The following is a 12,696-nucleotide window of genomic DNA, read 5'->3' on the forward strand; positions in this document are numbered from 1 at the left end:
TTGGCATAGGTAACGTGCGGTAGCCAACGGCCTAGATGCCTACCAACCGTAAGATAACCTGCATCACTGCCAAATAACCGCTTACTAGCTGCTGTATCTACAACAGATAACTCCGATATCAATAACCAATCGCCATCGTCATACATCGCTGCCATGGCGTAGTAGTTGGCTGGATCCTCAACTTCAACCAAGGGTTGTCCGGACAATGGGGGCAAACCAAACTCAACATCATACAGTGCCAAGAAACTGGCTCGGTATGTCCAGGGCCCACTACTGGAAGTCAAGTTGACGCCGTAGTTATAACTGGTCTTAAAATTGTCTTTATCAACACTACCGCCAACAACTTGAAACTGATGAATCCAGTCGCCGGCCGATGCTGAGTACAGTAAATCAACGCCCTCATAATTAACCAGTGGTAGAAGATACATTTCAGTGGGAGGTGATACCCAAGGATAGCTAAATCCCACATCAGCGGACTCAGAAAACAAATAAAATGGCAAGCGTAAGCGACCTGCACGAAAGGATAAATCATCCGCCAGACGGTAACGAAAAAAAACCCAGTCCAGATCAACATCCCAATCCCTGTCTGCTTTAGCCACTATCTGGGCGGTAACATCAAATTTATCCGACAACTGCAAAGTTCCCTGCAGACCCAGCAAGGTCTTGGTATCAAAGGATAAATCATCACTAAACTTGTTAAGCATAGTATTCACTTCTGGATTAGCCTGACTGACCCCTGCTGTCAAAAAACCGTTGATATGCACAACACTCGGGCGCTGATCGTAGACCCACTCAGCTGATTGACTCCCTGATTCATCTTCCGCACCAATGCTTACACTAGGCAACAGGCAGAAACAGACTATCAAGCATCGTAAATAATATTTAAGGAACCGCATAAATATCGTTATCCATATATAAATTAAGTAGCTGTCAACAAAAATAAAACCACATCAAGACCAGACATCTGCACTGATCATAAATAAATCAGAAAGTAGAATCAATATCAGCACACTGGCTAACAACAACGCCCAACCCTGTGCTAATGCTACTGGGCTTATATTGATCTTATTATCGGTGCTGTACCTAGGTGCCGTACCACTAATACCTTAGATCGGCAGAAGCATCTAGCTACAGGGCGGCTTCCAGAATAATACGAGTGATATCGGGAGTAATTTCTCGCCGTTCGCCTAAGGCCACCATGCCATGTTGTTGCAATTTCTCTAGAATAGTATCGATATGGGTTGCATCTAAGTCGATCTCACTTAACCGAGTTGGCACATTCATTGTTTTAAAAAAGTTCTCGGTTAATTCAATCGCTTTATCAATACGTTGATCTTCATTACCATCAACCACATGCCAAACACGCTCGGCATATTGCAGCAATTTATCTCGCTTCACATCACGACGAACCTTCATGACCGCGGGGAAAGTAATAGACAACGTTCTAGCATGATCAATATCGTATAGACCGGTGAGTTCATGGCCAATCATATGAGCGGTCCAATCTTGTGGAACACCCGCTGCAATTAAACCATTGAGTGCCAGAGTCGCTGACCACATCGCATTAGCTCGCACGTCCAGATCATCTTTCGTCTCGCTATTCAATGCTTTTGGTCCCTCTTCAATCAAGGTCATTAAAAGACCTTCAGAAAATCGATCCTGCACTTTGGCATTAACATCGTAGGTTAAATATTGCTCCATAACATGGACAAAAGCATCGACAATACCATTACTAATTTGACGATCCGACAGGCTTAAGGTTACCTGAGGGTCAAGCACTGCAAACTGAGGCCGCAATAATTTATTGGTAAAAGGCAACTTATGACCATTGCGGGTCACGACTCCACTACTGTTTGATTCAGAGCCTGTGGCAGGCAACGTTAACACAGCACCCAAAGGCAAGGCCTGACTTACTTTGGCCCGCTTAGCGATAATATCCCAGGGTTCGCCAGCCTCAAACTTAGCAGCGGCGGCTATAAATTTAGCACCATCAATAACTGACCCACCACCCACGGCAAGCAAATAATCCACTTGCATATCATTGATTAACGGCAGTGATTTTATCAACGTATCGTAATTTGGATTGGGCTCTATTCCGGAAAACTCAGCCCATTCACGCCCACCCAAAGCGTCAATCACCTGATCAAAGATGCCATTTTTTTTAATCGAACCACCACCATAAATCACCAATACTTTGGCATCTTGAGGGATTTCCTTATCTATCTTTTCGATCTGACCGACACCAAAATGAATGCTGGTAGGATTATGAAAACTAAAATTCAACATATTTATTCCACATTAATTACGCTATTCAACAATTAACAAAACAGGTTTAGAGGTATAGTTGGAAAATGACTAGCCATCTTATTATGGCCAACCCTCCAGACGAACCTTTGAATTAGCAACTAGAGTATCCACATCTAAGAAGGAAATCACCCTCTCGGCGGCATCATCACGTAGAGTACTTTCTTTACCGATTTGATTTAAGGTGCCTATCATTCCTAAATCAGCGTTTATTTCTCTAGACACCACCGCTATCACTTCACTGGTAAAACCCTGCTCCACATGAACCTTACTGCCATCAAGGTCGGACTCATTCGCTAACTGGCCACGATCAGGGTAGTACAAAGAATCTCGGTAAGCATTCACCACATATAAATCCCCACCATAGGCATTTGCCATCATTTTTGCACTGACTAACAGCCTATACAGCCCGTGATTTAACTCTATTTATTGCTGACATTCAAGATGAACAAGGTCGCCAGGTTGCCGCCCAGCTAAAAGGCCAACATGGTAACGATTGCTTTTTACAACATCCGAATATTACCAATGAAGATCAATAGCAGCATCTGATCAATCATATCCTTAAACGCTGGCAGGGATTGGATGCCTTGGTTAACAATGCCGGCGCCACATCACCAGAGACCCTGTAGCTGCTTTCGGTGTCAGCTTGTCTGCGGTACGCCCTAGATCCCTCCCAAGCAACCTTTTGAAAACCATACGCACTAGCAGTAGCAATAACGTGAATGTAGCCAAAAAAATGATGGACAGATCATCGGTTACTGCAGAGGGTATCGCCAAAATAATTTATGAGGATTCAAATAATGGCAAGCACGCCATTATACCGCATCGGCGGGAGGGAATATTGTGGAAGCCTAAACGCTACTTCCCCAGTATTGACTATATTTTTATGAAAAAGCTGGTTCCTAAAATGGTCAATGCATAAAACTACCGGAAAGCACAGTAAATCTCTGCTACCGCTATCTGCGGTAAAAAATATCGCTCAGTAACTACGCCTTCTTGACATCAACTAGCTGATGGATAAGTATCTACGTCAATAGAATCGTTGACGCCACTAGGTTGGCCAGATACAGTTGGCTGAATATGATTCCCTAAAATAATCGATTTTGCAGTACCTTGGCGGCTAATATCGAACAGCTTATCAGGGATTTCCAACTGGCAATTGAGTGCATTAATAATAACCTTTACTCGTTGCCTATATAATTGATAAATCTATAAAATTTCTAATTATTAGCTAAATTGAAAGAGCTCCATATCTATGAATTTTACCACTGACCCCCGCTTTGACTTCGCTCGCCAGCAAATTGACGCTGTCAACGATGAAAATTACACATCTGTGCTAGATCTGTTTGAAAGGGCTTGCACTGAATTTGCTGACAAGATCGCCTTTACCTGTCTGGATCAAGACGTCACTTATGCTGAAATAGACAAAATGTCGGCCAGTTTTGCCGCCTGGCTACGCAGCGATGGTGGCTTGAAACATGGTGATCGGGTAGCTATTCAACTGCCCAATCTGATTCAGTATCCGGTAGCGGCTTGGGGCATTATACGCGCCGGTTTGGTACTGGTGAATACTAACCCGCTCTATACTGAAAGGGAGTTGCGTCACCAATTTCAAGATAGCGGTGCCAAGGCATTAGTGGTACTCAGTGATTTTGTTGCAGCGGCGGAAAAGGTCATTCCCGATACTGACATCAAGCTGGTTATCGCCACCAATATGTTAGATATGACCGAGGCTCAGCCAGCACCAGACCATCATCTGGATGAATCGGTAAAGCTGGTGACCTTACCCACCGCGATCGACCTTGGCAAAGGCAAGGACCTACCATCGACTCCTCCAACATTAAACGATTTGGCGGTGCTTCAATATACCGGCGGTACCACTGGCGTTGCTAAGGGCGCAATGCTTAGCCATGGCAATATTATTGCGAGCGTAGAACAGGGTCAAAAACACCTTGCAGAAGATGGTGAAAAACTTAACGGCCTATTGATTGCACCCTTGCCTATTTACCATATCTTCGGGTTTAGTTTATATCTTTGCGGAAACTTTGCCTCTGGCGGCCACTCGGTATTAATCCCAAATCCACGAAACCTTGACGGCCTGCTGGATGTAATGAAATCCTTTCCCTTGACTGGCTTTGCTGGCGTTAACACCATGCTTGCCGGTTTAATGGCCAACGAAAAATTTGATGCCGTAGATTGGTCAAATTTAAAGTGGACCCTTTCTGGTGGCGCCGCACTGGTGCCTGATGTCGCCGAACAATGGGAACGTCGAACTAACTCCAAACTAATTGAGGGCTACGGTCTTTCTGAAACTTCGGCTAGTGTCACACTCAATGTGCCGTCAACTCGGCAGATTGGCAAGGTGGGTAAACCGGTGGGCTTTCAGGAAATAAAATTAATGGATGGCTCCGGCAAAGTGGTTACAGATGGCGAAGAAGGCGAACTTTGGGTGCGCGGACCGCAGGTTATGATGGGTTACTGGGAGCGCCCAGATGCCACTGATGAAGCGATCGACGCCGAAGGCTTTTTCAAAACCGGTGACGTTGCGGTAAAACTTGATGATGGTTTCTATAAAATCGTTGATCGGATTAAAGATATGATTCTGGTATCCGGTTTTAATGTCTATCCCAATGAAATCGAGAACGTGATAACCAGTCATAACGATGTACTTGAATGCGCAGTTGTGGGCGTTAAAGATAAGGATTCAGGCGAGGCGGTAAAAGCCTTTATCGTTTGTAAAAATAGCGAGCCAACAGAGGCTGAGCTTAGAAAATTTTGTCGTCAGGAACTCACCGCTTACAAGGTTCCAAAGTTTATCGAATTTCGCGATGACCTGCCCAAGTCCAATGTCGGTAAAATTTTACGGCGCGAATTGCGCTAAGCCAAGCATTGTGCCAATTAAACGTTTGTTGCGTTTTCCAAGGTGACTCTATATCGGCTGAAACTTATTGTGAACTAACTTTCATCATAGCTTTAGTGGCGGCCGAAAAATGACTCTTCACTGCATCCAGAATTGTCGGCAGTAGTTTTGCTGGCATTGCATGTCCCATCCCCGGAAAGCTGATATAAGTAGAACCGGTGATTAACTCGTGGGTGTGCAAACCATGTGCAGGAGGCAACATAGTATCCTCCTCACCATGTAACACCAGTGTTGGCACACTGATCGTACGTACCTGTTCAGAGCGGTCTCCGGCAGCAACCACAGCCATAAACTGTCGCGGGATAGCACTCCGATAAAAACCGCGATCATGCAACTTCTCAATACTCCACCCTTCTCGCTTGTTTTGTCTTTTTGATCTAGGCAAATGCCGAGCACCGGTCGTGGACATAATAGACACCAAAGAAGCTGTTCGCTGCGGATACTCTGCTGCAATAATCTGCGCAATCATGCCACCCATAGAAGCACCGACAATATGCACTTTCTCAATGCCTAATTGATCCAGCAGGGCAATGCTGTCTGCCGCCATATCGTTAAGAGTGTAAGGAGGATTGACCACTTTTAAACCGGTAGCGCTTTTTAACCACTGCCAACGTAAGCTAGGCTTACCTAATGCATCGAGCCGCGCAGACTCACCGGTATCGCGATTATCAAATAAAATAACTCGGTACCCCGCCGCGGCCAATCCATTGATTAAATCCTCGGGCCATGCACGATGCGACGCACTAAGCCCCATAATCATCAGTACTGCTGGTGCGTTGACATCACCAACGCTGGTATAGGCAATATCAATACCGTTTAATTGCGCAACGATCATGGCCTGATCGCGGTTGTAATTTGCTGACACCGCAGCACTAATAAAAAACAGACCTATCAGGGCAATTCGAGCTAGTTTCACAAAATACTCCATTGAGCTTTTCAGCTACGCCATCTGGCTATCGGAAAAAAAGTCTGTGTATTGCTATTCAATTGTCAGTCGCAACAGTCGTCATAATACATTACGGGCGGTGTTTTTGTTAGCTCGCTCGCGCAAATAAAGATACAAAGGCAGACCACTGGAAATACCAATAAAGGTAATCGCTATTATCGGCAGCTATATTGATACACCGAGCTCACGGCCTTCGGTATGCATTAATATCGCCAGGGTAAGGCAACCCATAATGACATTAATCGCCACCATGGCAGACACCGGCAAACCAAAGATGGCGGGCATCATATGGAACCAGTTATAACCATACTCCAGCAGATAAGGCCAAAACAAGGTACTACAAGCTACTAGGAGATAACTGGGACAAACAGGTCAGCGATTGCATGGCAAACTCACCATTGCAACTCACTGACACACCAACTTCCAGCCTTATGCTAGGCCAGCACACATTGGCCAGAGGCCGTCACCAGTTGCTGGGGGCAATAACCCCAGTACTGTTCAACATTAGCAGGAGTTAATACCAAATCCGGTTTGCCGATGTCGACCAAATAGCCCGCATGCAAAAGCCCTACTCTATCCGCATAACGCAAACTGAGATTAAGGTCATGCATGATCACCAGGACTGTGTAATGACGCTCATTACATAGTCTACGAGTCATTTCTAGCATCCGGTGTTGTTGCGCCAAATCTTGGGCTGAGGTGGGTTCATCCAATAATAATAAGGGGGGCTGTTCAGCCTGTGAAAGTTGCACTAGCACTCTAGCTAGGTGAACACGCTGGCGTTCACCGCCTGATAAACTTAGATAGGGCCGAACTGCAAATTGCAGGGTATCTGTTAACGCCAACATTGCCTTTACCAACTGCATGCCCTGTCGTCGATTGATGGACAGGGGGATTAAGCCCAATGCTGCCACTTCCTGCACAGAAAACGGAAAGTTTAACTGACTACTCTGTGGCAATACCGCCAAATGCCTTGCCAGTTTCTGTCTAGGCCAGCGCTCAATATCTTGTTGGTGGAAATATCTTTGTCCGGTGGCGGGAATATCACCACAAATAGATTTAAATAATGTGGATTTACCGGCCCCGTTCTTGCCCAACACAGAAAATACTTCACCTTCTTCCAATTGAAAATGATCAATATTCAGTAAAACTTTGTTATCAACAACAACCCGTAACTGTTTTATATCCAACATATTAAATAAAATTTTTGCGTTGATTAATCAGTAAAAAGGCAAAGAAAGGTGCACCGAGTAAGGCTGTTAGCAAACCTACCGGCAACTCTGCAGGGGCCATCAATAAACGCGCACCAATATCCGCACATAGCAACAACAAAGCACCGAAAACAGCTGATAATGGTAGCAGTGTTGTATGATCTGGCCCGGTTAGCATTCGCACCAAATGAGGAATCACCAATCCGATAAAACCAATAATGCCAGCAACGGAAACGGTCACGCCAATACCAATAGTCGTGACCACAATTAATTTTATTTTTAATTTTTCAACATCAATACCCAAGTGCCTAGCCTCAGACTCTCCCAGTAGTAGTGCATTAAGTGATTGTGCATGACGCTGAAAATACCAAGCCATCAATACCATCACGACAAAACACAATAACAAACTATTGCTATCTGTATAGGCCACTGAACCCATTTGCCAGAGCGTGATATCCCGCAGGGCCTGATCACTGGCAATCACATTAAGAAAACCCATCGCCGCACCACCAAAAGCGGTTACCGCAACACCAGCCAGCAATAACATCACCACCGAGGTGCCATTTTGACCTTGGGCTAATTTGAAAACTAGCAAGGTAGTTAATAGTGCGCCAAAAAATGCAGCGACAGGAATAGCAGCGCCCTGCAAGAATACCGGAATTAAAACCATCACAAGCGCAGCACCTAACGCTGCTCCGGATGATGCACCTATAATACCGGGGTCCGCTAACGGATTGCGAAATAAGCCTTGCATAACTGCACCACACTGCGCCAAAACAGCACCAACAAACAGAGCCAACAAGGTCCTTGGCAGGCGTAAATCCAAAATCACCAATTGTTGGTAATCCGCCAGTTTGCTTAACTTTGTTCCCCATAAGCCATCCCAAAGCGCCAACAAAATATCACTGGCCGCCATCGCCATTGCACCACGAGTTAGCGACAGCGTAATCGCCACCAAACCCAACACCAGACAAAGGAATAATAATAACGAGAAGGAGGTTCTTCGCATCAAGCAATCACTTACTGCAGTTGTGCAGCCATCACCTGAAGTGCATCAATGGCAGGCAAACTAATACCTGCCACAAGGGCACTGCCATCAACCTCAATAATCTTTTGTTGCTTTGCCGCCGGGGAGTGCTTTAACAACGTATTGTTTGTTAGCAAAGTTTCTACGGAGGATTGGTTGCTATCACGACTTGCGACGATAATGACATCTGGCTTCAATCCCAACAACGCTTCAGAAGAGACCGTTTGATAACCGTTATGCTCACCCAAATTTTTTCCACCCAGCAAAGCGATCAAATCACCACCTGTAGTGCCTTTGCCCGCCAGACGAATACCACGGCCATCCATCTGCAGTAAAAAAGCCACCTTAGTATTAGCCGTTAGCTGCATATTATTCACTGCAGCCATTTTATGATCAATGCTTTGCAGTAGCTGTTGTGTCTGCGTTTCCTTGCCCACTAGAGTACCGATGGCTTGAATATTGGCTTTGAGATTTTTTTCATTTTTTGCCACCGGTAATTGAACCAATTGTAAATTCGCCTTTTGGATGGCGGTGACGGTTTCCGGCGGCCCCATATGTTTACTGCCAACAACAAGGCTCGGGTTAAGGCTTAATAAACCCTCAGCGGAAAGCATACGGTGGTAACCCAGTTTTTTTACCGAAAATTTATCTGGCACGGCACTGGTTACATCAACTCCTACAATCCTATTACCAACACCCAGTGCTAACAAAACCTCAGTAACACCCGCATCGGTACTAATAATACGTTGTGGCTGAGCAACAACCGGTGAACTGATCACTAATGCAGCCAGCAATAAAACACCATAATGGCCAGGTCGAAGCATTTTTTTAAGATAGCTTATGGTCATAATGATGAAATCTCCTGCTACGTAATAATTAGGGCATAAACCGTATTTTTTTATTTAATATCGATTACACCCCTACTTTCTGTTGTTAGATGACCGAATAGATGAAATTCTAGCAACCCCAAATATCTAATGCAAACGATAATGATTTGCATTTAGATTAATTTTAATATAATTTAGCGATTGCGTGTTGGCATGACTCTATCTGCTATGCCAAGCAACAAACAACAATATCAAAGACAGAGCTAATGATGCCAAAAACACAAACTATAGTGCTTTTGTTTTTCGCTGATTAGCCTGCGATCAAAACAATCCGAATGCTAGGACTGCGGCTTATAAAGCTGAAAACTCGCTACATGAATCATGTTCAATATAAATGTCAGCTGAGAAAACATAAAATATGAATACAACTAACAATGTTTTTATGCCAGGCGGACAGGCAGAAGTGTTGCTAAAAAATATCAGCACTTGGCAAAACACCACGACCATTATTTTGCATGGAGGCAGTGTCTTTGAATTCAAAGGCGTTTTCCCCAAAGGAAAAATGGCACAGGGATTTTACAACTTAATAGCTGACAATGGCTTTGAGGGTCACTTAAACCTGAACAAGGTAAAAACAATTTTTTTTCAGAGTAAACATCATCGCGGTAAAGAAAGTCATGCCTTTGTTTTTCAGAACGACAAGCAAGAATGTATTTTTAAAATTTTTCTCGGGCGCGATAAGCATGGTGAACTCTATGCCTCACAAAAATCTGAGTACCTAGCTCTAAAAGAACAATATAAAACAGGAGCACAGTTATGAAAAATAAAGCTATGGAGAACCGTTTAGGTGACGAGCTAAAAGAATTCTTAACCAGCCGTCATACCTTGCATTTATCCTCATTGGATCGGAATGGCCATCCATATGCCTCTTATGCACCCTATGCTATTAGTGATGATTGCATCTATGTGTTGCTCAGCGATATCGCTATCCATGGCATTAACCTTAAAAATAATCCCAAGGCTGCGGTTTTAATTGTTGAGGATGAATCTGAGGCCCAAACTATTTTTGCCCGCATTCGAGTTAACTATCAAGTCGAGGCAAAGCATATTTGTCATGAGGCCGGCGAAGCCTATGATAAAGGTATTAAATACCTGTTCCAGAAACATGGCGAGCGAATCCAAAACCTGAGTGAACTGTCAGATTTTAACTTGTTTAAACTGATACCGCTGGGTGGGCGATTTGTAAAGGACTTTGGCCGCGCCTATACCATTGCAGGCAACTCTTTGATCGGCGAAAGCATTGAACACCTTAGAGATGGTCATAAGCCGCGAGTTAGCGCATAAGGCCTTTTTCGGAGACCTATTTATTGCAAACAGCCATTCCTCTGATGGCAAAGCTGACCATAGACAACCGTGCAAGATCATTGGTTAAAACTGCAATGAAATACTTAATTTATAATTGCGACCCGCCGCCGGCAATGAGGATAAATGCGGGGTATAAAGCTTATCGGTCACATTGTCGACACCAGCCACGATATGCAAATCATTTAAGCGATCAATCGGCGGCATCCAAGTCATATAAAGATCGTAAGTATTATAAGGCTCTGTTTCTGGCTGACCATCTTTAACCCTATCCTGCCGTAAATTAACCACAGCTCTGGCACCTAAGGTCACACCGTTGCCAGGCAAATATTTTTGCAAGTTGAGTTTGATGGAATGACCGGGAATGCTGGTTAGAGGCTGATCTTTAATTAAATCATCACCCTTGGCATAACTTATTGACATCACAGTATCCAAATCCAACACCGCCGCGTAATGACTAAACTCAAGCTCGGCGCCATAGACCCTAGCCTCACCAACATTATCAAAGCTAGTTACTGTTCGGCTAAGAAAGCTATTAATAAAGTTTTTATATTCATTCCAATAAACGCTAGCACGGAATTCGGTATTATCATGCTTAGAAAACAGATTTTTTGATTTTGTACGAACACCCAACTCATAACCATGTTCCAATTGCTCTGCTTTCAGATTGGGGTTGGGTAAAAAATTATTAGCACCATAATGTACGCCGGAGATATAGAGTTCTTGGAAATTTGGCGTCCTGAAGGCCTGACTATAGTTAAAGGAATAGTTAGTGTTGTTTTCAGCTTTATAGACAATACCCAATTTAGGCGAGAGCTGCTCTTGCTTAGTCGTTTCTGCAACACCAATTGCCTCGGCTTGGTCAGACTGACTATTAGCTTTATCAAAGCGCAGACCGGGAATAATAACCCAACTGGTTTTACCATGAGTTTTTATCGTTATTTCATCCTGAAAATAAATCCCTAACACATCGGATGTGGCATCTGGAAATGCACTGTCAAAATTAAGCCTACCTTCACGGCTGGCCATGGTATCTTGGTAATATTCCAATCCATAATTTAACCGGTGTGAAATACTGCCCTGCCTCAAGTCGCTAATATTACGAATATCAATACCGGCGGTATCAAAGTCAATAGTGTCCAGCCTGCCATTGGTGCCGATACGTTTTTCACGAATAGTTTGCTGATTAAGATAAGCAAAGGCACTCAGATTTAACCAAGGATTATGATCACCGCTATGTTGGTATTCAATACGATCCAGTTTTACTTCGGTCTCCCTATCAGTCAATACCGCGGTAGCAGAACTGCGAATATCCGCTTGCGCTGGAACCTCACCGGATTGAAAGGAATACTGATGTGAAAAAATCATCGTCTGACTTTTGGCTATATCCCATGTCACTTTGGTCAGATTTGACCACAAACTTTCCGCGGAGTCTTCCAGCGTATCCCCGCCACCGAGAGTCATATCCGAAGAGGTCGAATGACTACCATTAAACAAAAAATCAAACCCGCCCATCATATCCGAACGAGCAAAAACTGTTGCGGTTGCTTTTAATTCATCATTAACATCTTGGTAAGCGGTTTTAATCCGTACCCCCCAAGATTCATCGGGCTCCAGATAGTCTTGCGCATCTTTGGTTTTCATGGCAATAACACCACCCATAGCGCCACTACCATAAACCGCAGAGCCGGCGCCGCGTAACACTTCAACTTCTTTTAAAATCTCCGGATCAATAAATACCCTACCCTTATGGCCGGAATTAAAATTTTGTCGGGCGCCATCCACGGTAATCAAAATCCTATTGCCACCCAATCCACGAATCAATGGTTTTTCGGCTATCGCTCTTGGCCCGGAACCAAAGCTAACGCTGGGCACATTGCTTAATACATCACTGAGTTTTTGTGCCTGAAATCGATCGATTTCTTCCCGCCCAATTTTGCTAACCGTTTCAGGGGTATCAAAAATGGAACGTTCTGTTTTTGTTGCGATAACAGAAATAGCATCCAAATTATCCCGAGCAAAGACTAAAGGACTGATTATTAACAAGCCCAGTGTCAAAGGTAGAACACGTTTAATAATTTTTCTTACCACCAACATCA

At 44.1% G+C, this 12,696-nt stretch carries 12 protein-coding genes; 3 read left to right on the forward strand and 9 right to left on the reverse strand.

Translation table 11 applies throughout. The features are described 5' to 3' along the window. From AACP44_RS06525 to AACP44_RS06535, 3 genes are all read right to left on the reverse strand, one after another. The coding region (locus AACP44_RS06525; RefSeq protein WP_339339669.1) for a hypothetical protein at positions 1 to 845 on the reverse strand (845 nt) is incomplete at its 3' end. 283 nt (positions 846 to 1,128) lie between these two features. Beyond that, entirely contained in the window at positions 1,129 to 2,286 is a 1,158-nt protein-coding gene (locus AACP44_RS06530; protein ID WP_339339670.1) for an iron-containing alcohol dehydrogenase, read from the reverse strand. Between the two features lie 81 nt (positions 2,287 to 2,367). Continuing rightward, on the reverse strand, positions 2,368 to 2,685 hold the full coding sequence (locus AACP44_RS06535) for a hypothetical protein (RefSeq protein WP_339339671.1): 318 nt from the start codon (positions 2,683 to 2,685) through the stop codon (positions 2,368 to 2,370). Positions 2,686 to 3,559: 874 nt separating this feature from the next. Here AACP44_RS06535 and AACP44_RS06540 point away from each other — a divergent pair. Next, positions 3,560 to 5,185: an AMP-binding protein gene (locus tag AACP44_RS06540; RefSeq protein WP_339339672.1), complete on the forward strand. Its 1,626-nt coding sequence runs from the start codon at positions 3,560 to 3,562 to the stop codon at positions 5,183 to 5,185. Positions 5,186 to 5,249: 64 nt separating this feature from the next. Here AACP44_RS06540 and AACP44_RS06545 read toward each other — a convergent pair whose 3' ends face one another. The 5 genes from AACP44_RS06545 to AACP44_RS06565 form a co-directional block, all read right to left on the reverse strand. After that, the gene (locus AACP44_RS06545) at positions 5,250 to 6,140 is read right to left on the reverse strand and encodes an alpha/beta hydrolase (RefSeq protein WP_339339673.1); all 891 of its coding nucleotides are present in this window, start codon (positions 6,138 to 6,140) and stop codon (positions 5,250 to 5,252) included. 195 nt (positions 6,141 to 6,335) lie between these two features. Next, positions 6,336 to 6,458, reverse strand: a complete 123-nt coding sequence (locus tag AACP44_RS06550; RefSeq protein ID WP_339339674.1) for a hypothetical protein — start codon at positions 6,456 to 6,458, stop codon at positions 6,336 to 6,338. A 146-nt stretch (positions 6,459 to 6,604) separates the two neighbouring features. Continuing rightward, on the reverse strand, positions 6,605 to 7,363 hold the full coding sequence (locus AACP44_RS06555; RefSeq protein ID WP_339339675.1) for a heme ABC transporter ATP-binding protein: 759 nt from the start codon (positions 7,361 to 7,363) through the stop codon (positions 6,605 to 6,607). A gap of 1 nt (position 7,364) precedes the next feature. Further along, the gene (locus tag AACP44_RS06560) at positions 7,365 to 8,390 is read right to left on the reverse strand and encodes an iron ABC transporter permease (protein ID WP_339339676.1); all 1,026 of its coding nucleotides are present in this window, start codon (positions 8,388 to 8,390) and stop codon (positions 7,365 to 7,367) included. An 11-nt stretch (positions 8,391 to 8,401) separates the two neighbouring features. Next, positions 8,402 to 9,256, reverse strand: coding sequence for an ABC transporter substrate-binding protein (locus tag AACP44_RS06565; RefSeq protein ID WP_339339677.1), 855 nt, complete (start codon positions 9,254 to 9,256; stop codon positions 8,402 to 8,404). Positions 9,257 to 9,653: 397 nt separating this feature from the next. Here AACP44_RS06565 and hutX point away from each other — a divergent pair, with 397 nt between their 5' ends. Both hutX and AACP44_RS06575 read left to right on the forward strand, forming a co-directional pair. Further along, complete coding sequence (gene hutX, locus AACP44_RS06570; RefSeq protein ID WP_339339678.1) at positions 9,654 to 10,055, forward strand: heme utilization cystosolic carrier protein HutX; 402 nt, start codon at positions 9,654 to 9,656, stop codon at positions 10,053 to 10,055. Continuing rightward, positions 10,052 to 10,579: a pyridoxamine 5'-phosphate oxidase family protein gene (locus tag AACP44_RS06575; protein ID WP_339339679.1), complete on the forward strand. Its 528-nt coding sequence runs from the start codon at positions 10,052 to 10,054 to the stop codon at positions 10,577 to 10,579. Before hutX ends, AACP44_RS06575 begins: the two co-directional genes overlap by 4 nt. An 84-nt stretch (positions 10,580 to 10,663) precedes the next feature. Here AACP44_RS06575 and AACP44_RS06580 read toward each other — a convergent pair. Continuing rightward, on the reverse strand, positions 10,664 to 12,696 hold a 2,033-nt coding region (locus AACP44_RS06580), incomplete at its 5' end, for a TonB-dependent hemoglobin/transferrin/lactoferrin family receptor (RefSeq protein WP_339339680.1).

It is taken from the genome of uncultured Oceanicoccus sp. (assembly GCF_963968385.1).
Taxonomy (GTDB): domain Bacteria; phylum Pseudomonadota; class Gammaproteobacteria; order Pseudomonadales; family Dasaniaceae; genus Oceanicoccus.

Excerpts from the sequence above, each read along its gene's own strand:
- AACP44_RS06530 (WP_339339670.1), bottom strand. The coding sequence starts at position 2,286 with ATGTTGAATTTTAGTTTTCATAATCCTACCAGCATTCATTTTGGTGTC.
- AACP44_RS06535 (WP_339339671.1), bottom strand. The coding sequence starts at position 2,685 with ATGATGGCAAATGCCTATGGTGGGGATTTATATGTGGTGAATGCTTAC.
- AACP44_RS06540 (WP_339339672.1), top strand. The coding sequence starts at position 3,560 with ATGAATTTTACCACTGACCCCCGCTTTGACTTCGCTCGCCAGCAAATT.
- AACP44_RS06550 (WP_339339674.1), bottom strand. The coding sequence starts at position 6,458 with ATGATGCCCGCCATCTTTGGTTTGCCGGTGTCTGCCATGGTGGCGATT.
- AACP44_RS06555 (WP_339339675.1), bottom strand. The coding sequence starts at position 7,363 with ATGTTGGATATAAAACAGTTACGGGTTGTTGTTGATAACAAAGTTTTA.
- AACP44_RS06560 (WP_339339676.1), bottom strand. The coding sequence starts at position 8,390 with ATGCGAAGAACCTCCTTCTCGTTATTATTATTCCTTTGTCTGGTGTTG.
- AACP44_RS06565 (WP_339339677.1), bottom strand. The coding sequence starts at position 9,256 with ATGACCATAAGCTATCTTAAAAAAATGCTTCGACCTGGCCATTATGGT.
- hutX (WP_339339678.1), top strand. The coding sequence starts at position 9,654 with ATGAATACAACTAACAATGTTTTTATGCCAGGCGGACAGGCAGAAGTG.
- AACP44_RS06575 (WP_339339679.1), top strand. The coding sequence starts at position 10,052 with ATGAAAAATAAAGCTATGGAGAACCGTTTAGGTGACGAGCTAAAAGAA.